General features: G+C 58.7%; 14 protein-coding genes and 1 pseudogene. 10 read left to right on the forward strand and 5 right to left on the reverse strand.

Annotation, left to right across the window (positions count from 1 at the left end):
• Positions 1–34 precede the first annotated feature (34 nt).
• The 7 genes from nuoK (at position 35) to IMCC21224_RS09505 (ending at position 8,826) form a co-directional block, all read left to right on the forward strand.
• Positions 35–340, forward strand: a complete 306-nt coding sequence (nuoK, locus tag IMCC21224_RS09475; RefSeq protein WP_047997009.1) for an NADH-quinone oxidoreductase subunit NuoK — start codon at positions 35–37, stop codon at positions 338–340.
• Positions 341–344: 4 nt separating this feature from the next.
• Complete coding sequence (nuoL, locus tag IMCC21224_RS09480) at positions 345–2,510, forward strand: NADH-quinone oxidoreductase subunit L (protein WP_047995146.1); 2,166 nt, start codon at positions 345–347, stop codon at positions 2,508–2,510.
• Positions 2,511–4,052, forward strand: a complete 1,542-nt coding sequence (locus tag IMCC21224_RS09485; protein WP_047995147.1) for an NADH-quinone oxidoreductase subunit M — start codon at positions 2,511–2,513, stop codon at positions 4,050–4,052. It begins immediately after the preceding gene.
• Positions 4,053–4,063: 11 nt separating this feature from the next.
• Positions 4,064–5,506 carry an NADH-quinone oxidoreductase subunit NuoN gene (gene nuoN / locus IMCC21224_RS09490; RefSeq protein WP_047995148.1) on the forward strand — a complete coding sequence of 481 codons (1,443 nt, stop codon included), beginning with the start codon at positions 4,064–4,066 and terminating at the stop codon, positions 5,504–5,506.
• 111 nt (positions 5,507–5,617) lie between these two features.
• The gene (locus IMCC21224_RS09495; protein ID WP_047995149.1) at positions 5,618–6,364 is read left to right on the forward strand and encodes a biotin--[acetyl-CoA-carboxylase] ligase; all 747 of its coding nucleotides are present in this window, start codon (positions 5,618–5,620) and stop codon (positions 6,362–6,364) included.
• A 14-nt stretch (positions 6,365–6,378) separates the two neighbouring features.
• Positions 6,379–7,152, forward strand: coding sequence for a type III pantothenate kinase (locus IMCC21224_RS09500; RefSeq protein ID WP_047995150.1), 774 nt, complete (start codon positions 6,379–6,381; stop codon positions 7,150–7,152).
• Between the two features lie 6 nt (positions 7,153–7,158).
• Positions 7,159–8,826 (forward strand): ribonuclease J, encoded by a 1,668-nt coding sequence (locus IMCC21224_RS09505; protein ID WP_047995151.1) that lies wholly within the window; start codon positions 7,159–7,161, stop codon positions 8,824–8,826.
• Positions 8,827–8,945: 119 nt separating this feature from the next.
• Here IMCC21224_RS09505 and IMCC21224_RS09510 read toward each other — a convergent pair whose 3' ends face one another.
• From IMCC21224_RS09510 to IMCC21224_RS26480, 3 genes are all read right to left on the reverse strand, one after another.
• Positions 8,946–10,448, reverse strand: a complete 1,503-nt coding sequence (locus IMCC21224_RS09510) for a DEAD/DEAH box helicase (protein ID WP_047995152.1) — start codon at positions 10,446–10,448, stop codon at positions 8,946–8,948.
• Positions 10,449–10,727: 279 nt separating this feature from the next.
• Entirely contained in the window at positions 10,728–11,678 is a 951-nt protein-coding gene (locus IMCC21224_RS09515) for a glycosyltransferase family 2 protein (RefSeq protein ID WP_156178207.1), read from the reverse strand.
• Positions 11,675–13,444 carry a glycosyltransferase family 2 protein gene (locus tag IMCC21224_RS26480; RefSeq protein WP_053078942.1) on the reverse strand — a complete coding sequence of 590 codons (1,770 nt, stop codon included), beginning with the start codon at positions 13,442–13,444 and terminating at the stop codon, positions 11,675–11,677. Before IMCC21224_RS26480 ends, IMCC21224_RS09515 begins: the two co-directional genes overlap by 4 nt.
• 353 nt (positions 13,445–13,797) lie before the next feature.
• Between IMCC21224_RS26480 and IMCC21224_RS09525 the strand changes: the two genes are divergently transcribed.
• The 3 genes from IMCC21224_RS09525 (at position 13,798) to IMCC21224_RS09535 (ending at position 16,982) form a co-directional block, all read left to right on the forward strand.
• Positions 13,798–14,799 carry a DctP family TRAP transporter solute-binding subunit gene (locus IMCC21224_RS09525; protein WP_047995154.1) on the forward strand — a complete coding sequence of 334 codons (1,002 nt, stop codon included), beginning with the start codon at positions 13,798–13,800 and terminating at the stop codon, positions 14,797–14,799.
• A gap of 67 nt (positions 14,800–14,866) precedes the next feature.
• Positions 14,867–15,550 (forward strand): TRAP transporter small permease, encoded by a 684-nt coding sequence (locus tag IMCC21224_RS09530; RefSeq protein ID WP_047995155.1) that lies wholly within the window; start codon positions 14,867–14,869, stop codon positions 15,548–15,550.
• Positions 15,551–15,554: 4 nt separating this feature from the next.
• Positions 15,555–16,982, forward strand: coding sequence for a TRAP transporter large permease (locus IMCC21224_RS09535; RefSeq protein WP_047995156.1), 1,428 nt, complete (start codon positions 15,555–15,557; stop codon positions 16,980–16,982).
• A 261-nt stretch (positions 16,983–17,243) separates the two neighbouring features.
• On the opposite strand, the gene IMCC21224_RS09540 is transcribed toward IMCC21224_RS09535, so the two are convergent.
• A protein-coding gene (locus IMCC21224_RS09540) for an IS3 family transposase (protein WP_156178119.1) occupies positions 17,244–18,382 on the reverse strand; the annotation gives its coding sequence in 2 pieces (ribosomal slippage) (positions 17,244–18,142 and positions 18,142–18,382; 1,140 coding nt in all).
• A gap of 81 nt (positions 18,383–18,463) precedes the next feature.
• Positions 18,464–18,728, reverse strand: a pseudogene (locus IMCC21224_RS27020) (transposase); the annotation flags it as partial.
• Between the last annotated feature and the right edge of the window lie 58 nt (positions 18,729–18,786).

The following is an 18,786-nucleotide window of genomic DNA, read 5'->3' on the forward strand; positions in this document are numbered from 1 at the left end:
AAGTAAAAAGACGGGCCAGGCCCGGAGGGACATGATGATCGGACTTGAACATTATTTGACAGTTGCGGCGACGCTGTTTGTCATTGGCATCTTCGGGCTTTTCCTGAACCGCAAGAATGTGATCATCCTGCTGATGAGCATCGAATTGATGCTGCTGGCGGTGAATATCAACTTTGTCGCCTTTTCGTCGTTCCTGAACGATCTGGTGGGGCAGGTCTTCACGCTGTTTGTCCTGACGGTTGCAGCGGCCGAAGCGGCGATCGGTCTGGCCATTCTGGTCTGCTTCTTCCGCAACCGCGGCACGATTGCCGTGGAAGATGTCAACGTGATGAAAGGCTGATCCCATGGAATCGCTCATCCTCTTTTCGCCTTTGGCGGGGTCGCTGATTGCGGGGTTCGGCTGGAAACTGATCGGCGAACGCGGCGCCATGTGGGTCTCCACTGGGCTGCTGTTTGTGGCCTGCGCGTTTTCGTGGATCATCTTTCTGACCTTTGACGGCGTCACCGACAAGATCGAGATTTTCCGCTGGATCGAAAGCGGCACCCTCAGCACTGATTGGGCGATCCGTCTGGACCGGCTGACAGCGATCATGCTGATCGTGATCACTACGGTATCGGCGTTGGTTCACCTTTATAGCTTTGGCTACATGGACCACGACCCGCAGTGGAAAGACGACGAGGTCTACAAACCCCGGTTTTTCGCCTATCTGTCGTTTTTTACCTTTGCCATGCTGATGCTGGTGACGTCTGACAATCTTGTTCAGATGTTCTTTGGCTGGGAGGGCGTTGGCGTCGCATCCTACCTCTTGATCGGGTTCTACTACCGTAAACCCACGGCCAACGCGGCGGCAATCAAGGCATTTGTGGTCAACCGTGTCGGCGATTTCGGCTTTGCGCTGGGAATTTTTGGGCTGTTCTACCTGGTGGATTCGATCAAGTTCGACGATGTATTCGCCGCAGGACCACAGCTGGCGCAAACGCAGATTTCGTTCCTGTGGAGTGAATTTAACGCAGCCAACCTGATAGCTTTGCTGCTGTTCATAGGCGCGATGGGTAAATCGGCACAATTGTTCCTGCACACATGGTTGCCCGACGCGATGGAAGGTCCGACGCCTGTTTCGGCCCTGATCCATGCCGCAACGATGGTGACCGCCGGTGTGTTTCTGGTTTGCCGTATGTCACCGCTGATGGAATACGCACCCGAGACGATGCAATTTGTCACCTTCCTTGGTGCGACGACGGCGTTCTTTGCCGCCACCGTGGGGCTGGTCCAGAACGATATCAAGCGTGTGATTGCCTATTCGACCTGCTCACAGCTGGGCTATATGTTTGTGGCCGCTGGCGTTGGCGTCTACGGCGTCGCGATGTTCCACTTGTTCACGCATGCCTTCTTTAAGGCGATGCTGTTCCTCGGCGCTGGTTCGGTGATCCACGCGATGCACCACGAACAGGACATGCGGAATTATGGCGGTCTGCGTAAAAAGATCCCGTATACATTTGCGGCGATGATGATCGGCACGCTGGCGATCACTGGGGTTGGTATTCCGCTCACCCACATTGGTTTTGCAGGCTTCCTGTCCAAAGACGCTGTGATCGAAAGCGCTTGGGCCGGGACCCAGGGCGGTTACGCCTTCTGGATGCTGGTGGTCGCGGCGCTGTTCACCAGTTTCTATTCATGGCGGCTGATCTTCCTCACTTTTTATGGTGAGGCGCGCGGCGACAAACACACGCATGAACACGCACACGAAAGCCCGATGGTCATGCTGATCCCTCTCGGGGTCCTGGGGCTGGGCGCGATCTTCTCGGGGATGCTGTGGTACAACAGCTTCTTTGGCGACCATGACAAGATGAACGCCTTTTTCGGTCTTCCGGCACACCGCGCCGAGGCCTCGGAACATGGCGCTGTCGAAGCCGGGCATGCCGAAGCATCGGCAACCGACCGTGCCGAAGAGGCGGCAGAGCCGGATCATTCGGGTGCGGCCAGCCTTGACGCGGGTGAAGCCACGGATCATGCAATCGCAGCCGACGGCACGCATGTGACCATGGGGGGGATCGTGCCGCAGGGTGCCATCTATATGGGCAGCGACAACACCGTGATCGACGATGCCCACCATGCGCCTGTCTGGGTCAAGATCAGCCCGTTCATTGCGATGATCATCGGGTTTGGCGTGGCGTTCCTGTTCTACATTATGAACCCAACACTCCCCGCGCGTTTGGCCGCAAGTCAGCAACCGCTCTATCAGTTCCTGCTGAACAAATGGTACTTTGACGAGATCTACGACTTTATCTTCATACAACCGGCCAAGGCGCTGGGGCGTTTGCTGTGGAAACGCGGCGATGGCGATGTGATTGACGGATCGTTGAACGGTATTGCCATGGGAATTGTGCCGTTTTTCACCCGGCTCGCCGGGCGGGCACAATCGGGATACATCTTTACCTACGCCTTTGCGATGGTTGTTGGAATTGCGGTGCTCGTCACCTGGATGTCCTTTGTCGGAGGGGTCGAGTAAATGGATAACCTTCTTTCCATTGTCACGTTTCTTCCGGCTTTGGCTGCGCTGATCCTGGCCCTGTTTCTGCGCGGCGGTGATCCGGCTGCGGATCGGAACGCGAAATGGCTGGCGCTGATTGCGACCTCGGCCACCTTCCTGATCTCGCTGTTTATTCTGGCACAGTTTGACCGGACCAACACCGGCTTCCAGATGGTTGAGCAGGGTGATTGGCTGCTGGGCACGCAGTACAAGATGGGCGTTGACGGGATCTCGATCCTGTTTGTGATGCTGACCACCTTTATGATGCCGCTGGTGATTGCAGCGTCCTGGGACGTCAACTCCCGCGTCAAGGAATACATGATCGCCTTCCTGCTGCTGGAAACGCTGATGCTTGGCGTGTTCATGGCGCTGGATCTGGTGCTGTTCTACCTTTTCTTCGAGGCGGGTCTGATCCCGATGTTCTTGATCATCGGCATCTGGGGCGGCAAAAACCGGATCTACGCGTCGTTTAAATTCTTCCTCTACACGTTCCTCGGATCGGTTCTGATGCTGGTGGCGATGGTGGCGATGTTCACGGACGCAGGCACCACCGATATTCCGACGCTGATGACCCATGACTTTGCATCCGAAACGATCAGCGTGCTGGGAATCCAGGTGATTGGCGGATTGCAGACGATGATGTTCCTGGCGTTCTTTGCGAGCTTTGCGGTCAAGATGCCGATGTGGCCAGTCCATACCTGGCTGCCGGACGCGCATGTGCAGGCGCCGACCGCAGGGTCGGTGGTACTGGCAGCGATCCTGCTCAAGATGGGGGGCTATGGTTTCCTGCGGTTCAGTCTGCCGATGTTCCCGATTGGCGCCGAGGTAATGACGCCGCTGGTCTTGTGGATGAGTGCGATCGCGATTGTCTACACCAGCCTCGTCGCGCTGGTGCAGGAGGATATGAAAAAGCTGATCGCCTACAGCTCCGTTGCCCATATGGGGTATGTCACCATGGGGATCTTTGCCGGCAACCAGCAGGGTATTGATGGGGCGATCTTTCAGATGATCAGCCACGGCTTTATCTCTGGCGCTCTGTTCCTGTGCGTGGGCGTGATCTACGACCGGATGCACACCCGCGAGATTGACGCCTATGGTGGTCTGGTGAACCGGATGCCGGCCTATGCGATGATCTTTATGTTCTTCACCATGGCCAATGTCGGCCTGCCGGGGACATCTGGTTTCGTTGGTGAATTCCTGACGCTCATGGGCATTTTCCAGACCAACACCTGGGTTGCTGCGGTTGCGACCAGCGGCGTGATCCTGTCGGCGGCCTATGCGCTGTGGCTGTATCGTCGGGTGGTGATGGGCGATCTGATCAAGGAAAGCCTAAAAACCATCAAAGACATGACCCGGCGCGAAAAGGCGATTTTTGCGCCGCTGGTGGTGATGACGCTGTGGATGGGGGTTTATCCGGCACCAATCCTTGACCGCATCGGCCCGTCGGTCGAAGCACTGGTGGCACAATACGATACGGCACTGGCCGACGCGGCTGACGCGCGGCAAGTGGCCGAGAACTGAGGGACGGAACGATGATCCAGGCTGATCTGACGATAATCCTGCCAGAAATTGTGCTGGCCGTGTGTGCCATGCTGGCTCTGGTGGGGGCGGTCTATACCGAAAAGGACAAGCTGGCCCCGGCATTGGTCTGGGGCACGGCGGGGCTTTTTGTGCTCATCGCGGTGTTGATCGGCAGCAGCGGCGAGGGCACGCAGGTGGCCTTTGGCGGCATGTTTATCGACGATGCCTTTTCCCGGTTTGCGAAAATCGTGATTTTGGTCTCGGCGGCTGCGGTCTTGCTGATGAGCGTCGAATATATGACCCGGCGCGGGCTGCTTCGGTTCGAATATCCGGTTCTGGTGGTGCTGAGCGTCGTCGGCATGATGATGATGGTGTCCGCGGGCGATCTGATGTCGCTTTATATGGGGCTGGAACTACAATCTCTGGCGCTTTATGTCGTTGCGTCGCTGCGCCGTGATTCAGCAAAATCGACCGAAGCCGGTCTGAAGTATTTTGTGCTTGGCGCGCTCAGCTCGGGTCTTCTGCTTTATGGTGCGTCACTGACTTATGGCTTTGCCGGAACGACGCTGTTCTCGGGGATCATTCAGACGGTTGCAGATGGCGACGTGTCGCTGGGCCTGCTGTTCGGCCTTGTGATGATGATCGCTGGTCTGGCTTTCAAGGTATCAGCGGTGCCGTTTCACATGTGGACCCCGGACGTCTATGAGGGCGCTCCAACTCCGATCACCGCATTTTTTGCGACGGCGCCCAAGATGGCCGCGATGGGTCTGTTCGCGCGGATGCTGCACGATGCCTTTGGTGGTGCAGTGGGGGATTGGCAGCAGGTAATCGCGCTGCTGTCGGTGCTTTCGATGTACCTGGGGGCGGTGGCCGCGATTGGTCAGCGTAATATCAAACGTCTGATGGCCTATTCGTCGATCTCGCATATGGGCTTTGCCCTGATGGGCCTGGCAGCGGGTACGGCGCTGGGTGTGCAAGCGATGCTGATCTACATGGCGATCTATGTGACGATGAACGTCGGAACCTTTGCTTTTATCCTGTCGATGGAGCGGGACGGTGCGCCGGTGACGGATATTATGGCGCTCAACATGTATTCCAAAAAAGAGCCTGCGCGCGCGTTGGCGATGCTGGTGCTGTTGTTCAGCCTGGCCGGGGTGCCGCCGCTGGTTGGCTTCTTTGGCAAGCTATATGTGTTGCGCGCCGCGTATGATGCGGGACTGGGCTGGCTGGCGGTGGCCGGTGTTGTAGCGAGCGTGATCGGCGCATTCTATTATTTGCGGATGGTCTTCTACATGTATTTCGGTGACGAAAGTGAAGAGGGTTTGGATGTCGGCGGATCGCCGGTGCTCTTTGGGTTCCTTGTGGCGTCGGCAGCGATCATGGTGATCGGCGTTGTGAACCTGTTTGGGATAGAGGGTGCCGCGGCATCAGCGGCAGTAACGCTTGTCAACTGATCGAATTCAGTCAGAGCCAATCCAAAGCGGCGCGCCTTGGGGTGCGTCGCTTTGGTTTGAGCGGGCAGTCTGTGTTTTGCGTATTTTAGAAGAGAAGAAGCAGGTGGTGCTGTGAGTTGGCCCGAGGGCTACGAACGTCGTGTGTTGGCTCAGGTGGATAGCACCAATGCCGAAGCGTCACGGATCGCGGACACTTTGGCAGGGCCTGCGTGGATACTTGCACGACATCAGACGGCGGCGCGTGGTCGACGTGGGCGTCCATGGTCGATGGCAAAGGGTAATTTTGCAGCAACACTGGTGCTACGCCCCGTCGAGACGGCCGAGGTTGTGGCGTTGCGGTCCTTTGTGGCGTCGCTTGCGCTGCACGAGGCGCTGGTGATGACCACGGGCCGGACCGATGGGCTGAGTTTGAAATGGCCCAACGATGTTTTGCTGAACGGTGGCAAGGTAGCGGGCATTTTGCTGGAGAGTCTGGGTCAGCGCCAAGGGGTCAGCCATCTGGCGATTGGTATCGGTGTGAACCTGGAAGTAGCCCCGTCCGAGGATGAGGTCGAACCCGGAGCGATACGACCGGTTTCTCTGATGTCTGCCACAGGCGTGGCGATTGATCCCGAGGCGTTCCTCGATCTGCTTGCGACGGCCTATGCGCGGGTCGAGACGATGTTTCGCACGCAGGGTTTTGCGCCGATCCGGCAGGCGTGGCTGTTACGTGCTGCAAGATTGGGTGAAATCATCACGGCCCGAACTGGCACACGCGAGACAACCGGCACGTTCGAAACCGTCGACGCGCAGGGTCATCTGGTGCTGGTGACGGCGCAGGGTCGCGAACGGATCGCAGCGGCAGATGTTTTTTTCTGAACAGGGGGCCGGGGATGCTTCTGGCGATTGATTGCGGCAACACGAATACGGTTTTTTCCATCTGGGACGGGACTGGCTTTGTTGCGACCTGGCGTACCTCGACTGAACATCAACGGACGGCGGATCAGTATTACGTCTGGCTGAGTACGTTGATGCGGTTTCAGAACATCGACGCGAATATCACCGATGTGATCGTGTCGTCGACGGTGCCACGTGTGGTGTTCAACCTGCGGGTTCTGGCTGATCGTTACTTTAACACCCGGCCCATCGTGGTGGGCAAGCCGGAGTGCCTGTTGCCGGTGGCGGTCCGCGTCGATGCGGGCACCCAGGTCGGGCCGGACCGGCTGGTAAATACGGTGGCGGGGTTTGACTTGTTCGGCGGCGATCTGATCGTGGTGGATTTCGGCACTGCGACGACCTTTGATGTGGTGGACAGTGATGGCGCCTATGTTGGCGGCGTGATAGCACCCGGCGTGAACCTGAGCCTTCAGGCGCTGCATCAAGCAGCGGCGGCACTGCCGCATGTAGACATTTCGAAACCGCAGTCCGTGGTGGGAACAAACACCGTGGCTTGCATGCAATCAGGGATTTTCTGGGGCTACATCGGGCTGGTGCGAGAGATTTGTGCGCGCATCAAGGCCGAACGTGAGCGGCCCATGAAGATCATCGCGACAGGCGGGCTGGCGCCTTTATTCCAGCAGACCGAGGATCTGTTCGACCATTTGGTCGAGGATCTGACCATGCACGGGCTGACCGTGATTCATCAATATAACAGAACTGAGGACTGACAAAATATGAGCAGCGAACGCATTATCTACCTGCCCCTCGGAGGGGCAGGCGAAATCGGTATGAACGCCTATGTCTATGGCTATGGCAAGCCGGATCAGGAACGGCTGATCTTGGTTGATCTGGGTGTCACCTTTCCGGATATGGACGGCACACCCGGGGTCGATCTGATCCTGCCCGACATCAGCTGGCTCAAGGAACGCCGTGACCGGCTTGAGGCGATTTTTATTACTCACGCGCACGAGGATCACGTCGGCGCGATCGGGCATTTCTGGGAACAATTGGGTGCACCAATCTATGCCCGTGCCTTTACCGCCAATATTGCACGGCACAAGATGGCCGAGCATGGCCATTCCGAACAAACGGTCAAGGTGGTTACCCCCTGGCCTGAGACAACTCAGGCCGGGCCGTTCAGTGTCGGTTTTTTACCGATGTCGCATTCGATTCCCGAGAGCTCGGCTTTGGTGATCGACACGCCGCAGGGGCGGCTGTTGCATACGGGCGATTTCAAGCTGGACGAAACGCCGCTGGTGGGCGAACCCTTCGATCCCGCCGCCTGGGCCGATGTCTCAAAGGATGGTGTCAAAGCGCTGATATGCGATTCCACCAATATCTTTTCTCAGCACGCGGGTCGTTCCGAGGCAACAGTCGGCCCCGAGATTGAGCGGCTGGTGGGTGAGGCGAAAGGCATGGTCGTGGCGACCACCTTTGCCAGCAATGTCGCACGGGTCAAGACGCTGGCCGAGGCGGGGTCGCGGGCAGGGCGGTCGATCGTGCTGCTGGGCCGTGCCATGCGCCGCATGATCGAGGCAGCGACCGAAACCGGCGTGCTTAAGGGATTTCCGCCTGTGGTGCCGCCCGAAGAGGCGTCGTCGATTCCGCGCGAAAATCTGATGCTGCTGGTCACCGGGTCACAGGGTGAACGGCGCGCGGCGTCGGCGCAACTGGCACGCGGAAAGTATCAGGGGCTGGTGATGAAAGAGGGGGATACCTTTCTCTTTAGTTCCAAGACCATTCCGGGCAATGAAAAAGGTGTGATCCGCATCATGAACCAGTTTTCCGAACTGGGGGTGGATGTCGTTGATGACAGCTCGGGCTTGTATCATGTGTCGGGCCACGCCAACGGTCCGGATCTGGCGCGGCTGCAGGATATCGTTGCGCCGCAAATTGTGGTGCCGATGCACGGCGAACACCGCCATCTGCGCGAACATGTGAAATTGGCGCAGGGCAAAGGCCGCAAAGGCGTTCTGGCGGTCAACGGCATGATGATCGACCTGTCGGGCAACACACCGACGGTGGTCGACTACATCGAAACCGGCCGTACCTATGTAGATGGTTCGGTCAAGATCGGTGCGCTTGACGGCGTGGTGCGTGATCGTATCCGCATGGCGCTGAACGGCCACGTGATCATCACGGTGATCATGGACGAAAACGATAAACCGCTGGGGGAACCTTGGTGTGAGACGATGGGCCTGCCGGAAAAGGGGCGCAGTCACGTGCCGCTGGTTGATGTGCTCGAAGAGGATCTGAGCCAGTTTATGGGACGTTCGGGCGACAAGATTTTGCGAGACGATGACAAGCTCGAAGAGGGGCTAAAGCGCGTGGCGCGCCAATCCTCGCAGAGCGAGATCGGCAAGAAACCGGAAGTCACAATTGTGGTCAGCCGTCTGAGTTGATCGCAACCGTCTATGACCGGGGCTGGATGGAATAGTCCGGCAGAAATGATAACGGGCGCATCCAGTTGGGTGCGCCCGTTTTTATCTGTCTAACCTTCGCTATATGGAAGGCGGCGAATTCAGCTCGTGCGCCGCTCGTCAAAGCTCAGTGCGATAAAGCTCGGCATGTGGTCGCCCATGCCCAGAATTTTGCTGTTGTCAGAGCCGCGACCGCGCTGTTGCGTGCCGCTGCGATAATTGTCACGGCCGCGCGGCGCAGGATCGCGCTGATCATCGGTTTCGCGGACGGTTGGCTGCTGCACCGGGTCTGTCGCTTTGACCTCTTCAGCCGAAGCCTGGACCGGAGCGGTCTCGCTCGGCGCTTCTTTCACTTCATCCTGGGCGGGGCCGGACCGGCGAATCCGGTTGCGGCTGCGCGACGGTTTCTTTTCCTCGCGCGGGGCTACTGTATCCTCGGCCGATGCGGTGATCGTGCCCATCGGGTTTTCCAGGCGCGGGATTTCGCGTTGGATCAGCTTTTCGATGGCTTCGAGGTTCTTCTCGTCTTTGGCGGCGCAGATCATCATCGCCTTGCCCGACCGTCCGGCCCGTCCGGTACGACCGATGCGGTGGACGTAATCTTCGGCATGGCTCGGTACGTCGAAGTTGAACACATGGCTCACCGCGGGCACGTCAAGACCACGTGCTGCAACATCCGAAGCAACAAGGAAGCGCAACTCACCATTGCGAAATCCGTCCAGCGTTCGGGTGCGCTGCGACTGATCCAGATCGCCATGGATCGGTGCAGCATCATAGCCATATTTTTTCAACGACTTGGCAACTGTGTCCACATCCATCTTGCGGTTGCAGAAGATGATCGCGTTGGTGCATTTATCGCCTTCGGCGTCAATCATCATGCGTAGAACCTGCCGCTTTTCCGATCCCTCGCGGTCACGACGTGAGGCGCGGAAAACCACCACGCCCTGTTCGATTGTCTCAGACGCGGTGGCCTGGCGGGCCACTTCGATCCGGGCGGGATTGGACAGGAAGGTGTTGGTGATCCGCTCGATCTCGGACGCCATTGTGGCGCTAAAGAACAGCGTCTGGCGGGTAAACGGCGTCAGGCCAAATATCTTTTCGATATCGGGGATGAACCCCATATCTAGCATCCGGTCGGCCTCGTCTACCACCATAACCTTGACGTCTGACAGGATCAGTTTGCCGCGTTCAAAGTGGTCCAGCAGGCGACCGGGTGTCGCGATCAGCACGTCCACACCTTTGTCGATCAGCAGATCCTGCTCTTTGAACGATACGCCGCCGATCAGCAGCGCTTTGGTCAGTTTGACGTGTTTGGCGTAGGTGTCAAAGTTCTCTGCGACCTGCGCGGCGAGTTCCCGGGTCGGACAGAGCACGAGGCTGCGCGGCATCCGCGCGCGGGCACGGCCACGCGCCAGCATGGTGATCATCGGCAGGACAAAGCCCGCTGTCTTTCCGGTGCCGGTCTGGGCGATGCCCAAAACGTCGCGCCCTTCGAGCGCCGGGGGAATCGCGCCGGCCTGGATCGGGGTGGGGGTTTCGTAGCCAGCCTCTTCGATGGCTTTCAAAACCTTGGGATTGAGGTTCAGGTCAGAGAATTTTGTCATGTGTATCCGGTTTTTACGGACACATTCTGGCCCGTACATCTGATTGAGGGTCAGGCCCGTCCGGCCTTGTGATATCCACATCTGTGACCCACGCGCGGCTTGTACAGAAATACCGGTCAAGGGTCAATGTGGGGCGGGTTTTGCCCCCAATGGCGCGTCATTCTGGCCGATTTGATGCCTGTTGCGGCGGGGATTCGGGGTTTGACGCCGATTTCTGCGCGGTTTCGTGCTGTTACTCGACGGTTTTGCGCATCTGATACGGTCGAGGATCGCGGAGGATCAATGACCCGGAAAATGCCGCGCCCGCCGCGCGGCGAGGTCAAGCCGGTGCCGCCGCAGCAGGCCATACGCCTGCAACCGGGCGCAAAGTGCTGGGTTGGCGGTGCAGGTCTCATCATAAAAGGCCCGCAGCGCTGCTTCACCTCCGGTCGCCTCGATCCTGACAAACAGGTCGTGCAGGTTGAGCGCGCCGTCGACGCGCGATTGCGGTTTCAGATCGGCCCGATACGACCCACGGGCGAGGCGAAAGCGGTAGGCAGTGAGAAAATCGTCCCAGCTTTTGGCGTGCATATGCCCCAATTCGATTCCGGGCAGTGCGGCCTGGCCAGGGTTGGTGACGTCGTTCAGGTTCACGTTGTGAATTCGGATCTGCAATCCTTTCAGTCCAGTGCGAAAGAACAGTTTGCCTGCGACATGGCTGAGAAACCCCCCCGGCAGTTGCGCACCCCAGGTCGGGAAACATGCGATTGATGCAGTTTGGCGCGCCTGCTGATCCAGCAGAAAGGCCTTGAACACCGTCGCGCCGGTGTTATCGACCGGGGCCAGCGCCTCGATCGGGCGGACACGGGCGCAGAGTGCTGTGTCGGACAGGGCGCCCAGCTGGGCGGCAATGGGGGTTTCGGGCAGCAGAAATTCGTCAACGTCGATATGGGCCAGCCAGTCCACCTCGGCGCGGCGGTTGTTGGCGTGGCGTGCGTTCAGAGACTGGCGCGTCTGGTGTTTCTCAGGCCGCCCCTTGCGTTTGGCCCACCAGGCGGCGTCGGTGTGCCGCGCGCGAATCGCCGGATGCGCATTGAGCACCGACAGGGTTTCGGGAACATCGTCGTCGATATAAAGATAAAACTGCGCTGCGCCCTGATCGAGGTGCCAGGCGACAAAGTCCAGAATATCAGGCAGCGGCGCCCGGATGGTTGATACGATGCCCCATGTGGTTCCGACATTGCGGGTCACGGCAATTCTCCGAAGACCCGCAAGACTGCTGCATCGGGATCAAGCGGGTGCGTCACCAGCATGCCATGCGCCGCAAGACGCGCGCGCAATTCCGCACTGTCCTGCGCCACCTCGTCAAAGAGGGCGCGCAGCCCATCTTCGCCTTCAGTTTCGGCGAGATACGCGATGATGTCGGAGAGATCCAGCGCGCCCTTGTCGGTGCGTGGCCGGTACGATCCGTGGCGGCGGCGAAAATCGAAATGATGACGGAAGTGATCCCAGTTGGGCGCATGGAAATGTCCCAGAAACACGTCGGGCAGGGGGGCGGCATTGCTGGCCTCTTCGCCTTTGTATTTTAGCGTGTGAATGCCTAGGCGGGTGTCGGGGATGCCGGTGCGGGCAAATACCTTGCCCGAGGTATGGCTGAGAAATCCACCATACAGGTGCAGCCCAAAGGTCGGGTAGATATCCTGTAACGTGGCCTTGGGAACACCACCGCCCTTGTGCGTCAGTTTGAAATGCTGCGGCTGGAGGTTGGAATCGGTGGCCAGCGCTTCGGCCGGGCGCAGGCGGGCAACAGCGACGTCGGGGTCGATCTGGGCAAGCGCGTCGCAGATCGGCGCATCCGTCAGCAGGTACTCATCGACGTCGGTATGTCCCAGCCAGTCCAGATCGTCTGAAGCCGCGCGCAATGTTCGCGTCGCGTTAAAGGCCTGGCGTAACTGATGTGCCTCCATCCGGGGTTTGCCCGCGTCGTGCCAGTAGGCAGCATCGCATTGCGTGACATGGATACGGGGATGGCGCGACAGCCAGTCAGCCGCCCCGACATCCGGAACATCCAGATACAGATGCAGCGCCGCCGCCCCAAGGTCGAGGTGATGTGCCGCGAACCGGGCGATCTGAGGCAACGGCGCCTTGATGGTGCTGACAAGCCCCCAACGCAGATTTTGCGCGATCACGGGGGGAGCACCTGTCGGGACGGGGGCCATATTCACCTGTTTGCCACGTTTGATTGGCTTGCTCGCCTCTTGGCGCAGTTTGCGTTTGCGCATGGTCATCAGACGGCGGAACAGAGTGCGGTCATCATGGATCAGCAAGTCAAGCAGGTGATGCGCCAGCGGGGCAATAACTGCATCGCCCTGGGCCTCTTGCCACAGACGCCCCAGCATGTTGACGTCCAGCCCGCCGGCGGTGATCGCATAGGCGTCCATTTCGGTTGCCAGCGTGGCTTTGACTTTTGCATCCAGCGCAAAGGCGCGCTCGGGTGGCAGACCGGAATAGAGCCGCTCGGTTTCATAGAGCTTCATGGTGCCAAACAGCACGGACAGCGCCAGTCCGACACTGCGCTGAACTGGGGTCGCTCCGTGATCGCCAAACGTCGTGATCGAAGACACCAGCCAGCGGGGATTGAGATGGGCCAGCAAATGCGGTGCTTGTTCGGTCCAGAGTCGGAGAAATAGCGGTGCAGCGTGGTCTGGCACTTCGCGTTTGCGCAGATGCGCAATCAGCAGGCCGTTCAGGCAGCAAAGCTCGCTTGCACCGGCAAATTCCTGACGCAGCACCCGGCGTTTGCGGGCATAGGACGATCGGGCAGGTTCTTGTTCCTCTGGGTCGTGGCGGGGATCGGTGACACATGCCTGCGCCAGCGGTTCCAGTACGATGTTCGGCGGCGGCAGGCCCTCGCCGGGGGCATAGGAAAACGCGTCGCGCCGCCCCTCCATCTGGGACAACACGGCCTGTATGCCGCCGGGGTAGGTGGGCTGTCGGCCCTTGTCTTGACTGCTCATGGCGGCAGAGTGGCGCTAAGTGCGGGTCAGCGCAACAATGACATGATGCGCACGCGCGGACGGGGATTCGGGCAGGGCAACCCACGCGGCGCCGCCGGATGAGTCGCATGTTGTGCGGAAACTCGCACGGCAAGCAGGATTGCCTGTGCGGAAATCCGCACAATGCTGCATCGCGGCGGAGGGCGAGTAGGTCGATATGCGCGTCAACTAACTGATTAGTTTGCCAAAAATCCTGCAACCTCGACACGGCATACTACCGCTTGCGCCGATTCGGAACAAAGGCTTTGCTGCGCGACAGAGGCGCTCAGGGAGGGGCGTCTTGGCCATACCCAAAATGTTCCGGGAGGACACCCATGAAAAAGTTTCTCATGACCGCGGCTGTGATTGCGCTTGGCGCCACGGCTCAGACTGCTACCGCTTCTTGCGAAGACGGCGAAATGGTCATCAAGTTCAGCCATGTCACCAACACCGACAAACATCCCAAAGGCCTTGCCGCCAGCCTGCTTCAGCAGCGCGTCAACGATGAGATGAACGGCTCTGCCTGCATGGAGGTGTTCCCGAACTCCACGCTCTACACAGACGAGCAGGTGATCGAGGCGATGCTGCGCGGCGACGTGCAACTGGCGGCTCCGTCGCTGTCGCTGTTCGAATCCATCACCAAATCCTACCGCCTGTTCGATCTGCCATTCATGTTCAAGAACATCAACGCCGTTGATGCATTCCAGGCCTCTGACACCGGTCAGTCCATGCTGGACGCGATGCAGCGTCGCGGCCTTCAGGGGCTGGGTTTCTGGCACAATGGGATGAAACAGATTTCGGCCAACAAGCCGCTTCTGGAACCGTCGGATGCTGCGGGCCTCAAGTTCCGGGTGCAGCCCTCTGACGTGCTGGTCGCGCAGATGAATGCGCTGGGTGCAAGCCCGCAGCCGATGGCCTTTGCCGAGGTGTATGGCGCGCTTCAGACCGGTGTTGTTGATGGTCAGGAAAACACCTGGTCCAATATCTATGGTCAAAAGTTCTTTGAGGTGCAGGACGGTATCACCGAAACCAACCATGGCATCATCGACTATCTGGTGGTGGCGTCGGTTGACTGGCTCGACAGCATGGATGCCGATGTCCGCGAGCAGTTCCTGACCATCCTTGATGAGGTGACGACCGAACGTAACGCCGAGGTGGGCAAGGTCGATCTGGAAGCGAAGCAGTCGATCGTGGACGCTGGCGGCATCATCCGCGAGCTGACCGCTGAGCAGCGTCAGGCATGGGTCGACGTGATGAAGCCGGTCTGGACTGAGTTCGAAGAAGAAGTCGGCGCCGAAAACATCGCCGCAGCACAAGAGATCAACGCAGCCAACTGATTGCTGTAACGATTTATAGGACGCGGCCCGTTAACGGGCCGCGTCAATCGTATCGGGAGGGGACATCATGAGCGGCAAATACGCGCCCAAAGGCCCAGTTGGTCGCATGGTCCACGGGTTCGAGGAGACGGCAATCGCCGTCATGCTTGGCCTGATGACCATGCTGACCTTTGCCAACGTCATTTTACGCTACGCCTTCAACGCCAGCATCATCTGGAGCCTCGAAGTGGTTCTGGTGCTCTTTAGCTGGCTGGTGCTGTTCGGTGTGGCCTATGCCTTTAAAATCACCGCGCATCTGGGGGTCGACGCCGTCACCAACCTGTTGCCGCCAGTCCCGCGCAAGGTGGTCGCGCTGATTGCCGGCGCAATATGCATCTTTTACGCGCTGTTGCTGTGCAAAGGGGCCTGGGATCAGTGGGCGCCGTTTGCCGATTTACCACCTACGTCGGGCCATTGGTTCCCCACCGGGCTGGACACTGCGGCGCGCGGGCGATCGTTCTTTGAGACCGACCAGATCCCGATGCCCGAATGGCTGCGGTTTCTTGAGGACTGGATCAACTACGGCGAACGGTATTCCAAGCTGCCGCGCGTGGTGCCCTATACCATCCTGCCGGTGGCCGCTGTGCTGATCCTGTTTCGGATCTGTCAGGCCGTGCGCCGCGTCTGGACCGGCGAGAGCGAGAGCCTGATCGTCAGCCACGAAGCCGAAGATGCCGTCGACGACGTCGCAGCCCTGAATCGCGGAGATTGATCGCATGGAAGTTCTTCTGCTTTTTGTCATGATTGTCGGGCTATTGCTGATCGGCGTGCCGATTGCGGTGGCGCTGGGGATCAGCTCGATCTTTTTCCAGCTGGCATTTTCCGACACCTCGCTGGCCTCGGTGGCACAGTCGCTGTATCTGGCCATGGCCGGGCATTACACGCTGCTGGCGATTCCGTTCTTTGTTCTTGCGTCGTCGTTCATGTCGACCGGGGGCGTGGCGAAACGGATCATCCGCTTTGCCATCGCCTGTGTCGGGCACCTGCAGGGTGGTCTGGCTATTGCCGGCGTTCTGGCCTGCATGATGTTCGCAGCACTTTCTGGATCATCGCCTGCCACGGTGGTCGCCATCGGCTCTATCGTCATCGCGGCGATGCGGCAGGTTGGGTATACTAAGGATTTCGCCGCTGGTGTGATCTGTAACGCGGGTACGCTGGGCATTCTGATTCCGCCGTCGATCGTTATGGTGGTCTATGCCTCGGCCACTGACGTGTCTGTGGGGCGTATGTTCCTGGCGGGCGTCATTCCCGGCATTCTGGCCGGCGTGATGCTGATGGTCACAATCTATGTGATCGCGCGGGTCAAGAATATGCCAAAGGGCGAATGGAAGGGCTGGGGCGAAGTCGCGGATTCGTTCCGTGATGCGGTCTGGGGTCTGTTGCTGATCTTCATCATCATGGGCGGCATCTATGGGCACCCCTGGATCCGGTTCGACGGTGGCAGCCTGATCTATTGGAAGGGTGGGGCATTCACCCCAACCGAAGCCGCCGCAGTGGCCGCAGTCTATGCCTTTATCGTGGCGTGTTTTATCTACCGCGACATGGGCCCGCTGGCCGCAACCAAGGAAGGGGGGCGCCCGCTGCCGCTCTATCGTAAACCGGTTGCCCTGATCACTGCCTTCTTTCACCGCGATACGCAGGCGACGCTGTTCGAGGGCGGCAAGCTGACCATCACACTGATGTTCATCATCGCCAACGCGCTGCTGCTGAAGCACGTGCTGACGGACGAGCAAATCCCACAACATATAGCTGGCGCGATGCTCGACGCGGGATTTGGACCAATCATGTTCCTGGTGATCGTCAACGTGATCCTGCTGATTGGTGGTCAGTTCATGGAGCCGTCGGGGCTGATCGTGATTGTTGCACCGCTGGTGTTTCCGATTGCGATTCAGCTGGGCATTGATCCGATCCATTTGGGCATCATCATGGTGGTGAACATGGAGATCGGGATGATCACGCCGCCGGTGGGGCTTAACCTGTTTGTGACCTCGGGCGTGGCGGGCATGTCGATGATGCGGGTCGTCAAGGCGGCGCTGCCGTTCCTGGCGGTGCTGTTCGTGTTCCTGATTATGGTGACCTACATCCCGTGGCTGTCGACATTCCTGCCGACCAGTATCATGGGGCCCGAGATCATCACCAACTGAGCGGCCATTCCCAAATTGAGCGCTACCGCGCGCTCTTGCTCAGAAAACTGCAACGCGACGCCTCTCCGGAGGCGTCGTTTTGGTTTCCAGGGCAAAGGTTATTTAGTCGACGTTGAACAACACCTACGCGGCGATTTGCAGTGCTATTGATCGGACGGTGAAGGCGTTGATCGCGCGCTGCGCCCGTGACAGGCCCTCGAACAACAGGAACAAAAGGGCCCTCAGGCTTGTCTGGACTTGCCACGCAAAAGTTCCGGTCTCTCAGCTCATGTTAGGAGGCCGTCTCTCGAAAGCCAAGGGACTTTTCCCGCCAAGGGATGAATGCCGTCTTCGCGGGTTGTAGAACCCATTGATGTATTGGAATATTGCTCCTTCTGCTTGTCTGCGGGTCGCCCATTTCTGACGCCAGATCAGTTCGGCTTTCAGAGATTTGAAGAAGGTCTCGACCATGGAATTGTCATAACAATTTCCCTTGCCGCTCATTGAGACCAGAAATCCATGCTGCTTCAGACTTTTCTGATAGTCACCTGAACAGTATTGAGAGCCACGATCCGTATGATGGATACAGCCTTTGGGTGGCTTTCGCAGCCCTACTGCCATGTCTAATGCCTTGATGGCCAGGTCCCGCTTCATCCGGTTACTGACCGCCCAGCCAATGACCCGGCGGGAGTAAAGATCGATGATCACTGCCAAATACAGCCATCCCTCGCTCGTCCAGATGTAGGAAATGTCCCCTGCCCATTTTTGGTTTGGGCCATCAGCAGAGAAGTCCTGATCAAGAAAGTTGGGGGCGACATTGAAGGCGTGATTGCTGTTAGTCGTGACTTTATGTTTACGGGTTCGAATAACCTTGATCGCGTTCTCACGCATCAACCGGCCTACCCGGCGGTGCCCGACAACAAGACCGAGATCGCGCAGTTCCTCCGTCATGCGAGGTCGGCCGTAGCTTTGCAGGCTAAGGCGGTGTTGTTCTCTGATATGGGCCAACAGCACCATGTCATCTCGCTGGCTTCGGCTGATAGGGCGGATCTTCCAGGCGCGAAACCCACGGGAAGTTACCCGCAAAACGCGGCATAGAAACTCAATGGGCCAGATCTTCTTCCAGGTGTCGATAAAGGCAAACCTCACGCCTTTTGGCCTGCGAAGAAGATCGTCGCCTTCTTTAACACTTCCCTCTCCTCGCGGAGTAGCCGGTTCTCTTTGCGAAGGCGGGCGTTCTCCTTCTCCACATCCTCATGCGGGCCGGACATCAGGTCATCATTCTGATGGTGTTGAACCCACTTGTTCAGTGTCGAAACACCAACCCCTAAATCAGACGCAATCTGAGGTCGCGTCAGTCCACTGCTTGTTGCAATGCGAACCGCATCACGTCTGAACTCGTCGCTGTATCTTGGTGCCAATTTGTGTCTCCTTCATTGCGAATATCGCTCGAAAGAGACCGGAACTAAATCGGGACAAGTCCACGACTGGGGGGGAGCTCAGTCCAGGCCGACCACCTGCAGCAGGTTCTCGACGAAGCTCGTGGCCTGACGTAGCGCCGTGCCGAACAACATTTTTATTGTCCGGTATGTCTGAAGAGCTGCCTCACTGTAGGTCTGCTTCCGACCGCGCTTGCCTGATGGCGCAAATCCCAGATCATTTCTGGGTCATACCAGTCTCTCGGGACAGCGCGTCGCGATATCCTTCCGGTCAATGGATCGTCAGGGGTCTGCGGCGCCTGAGCGCTTCGTTGTAGGGAGGCCCTATAGTTCAATGGCCGCTGATGTCGCGTAGCCGCCATCCTGGATTCACGACATGAATCCCT

This window comes from Puniceibacterium sp. IMCC21224 (assembly GCF_001038505.1).
In the GTDB taxonomy this organism is placed as follows: Bacteria; Pseudomonadota; Alphaproteobacteria; order Rhodobacterales; family Rhodobacteraceae; genus Puniceibacterium.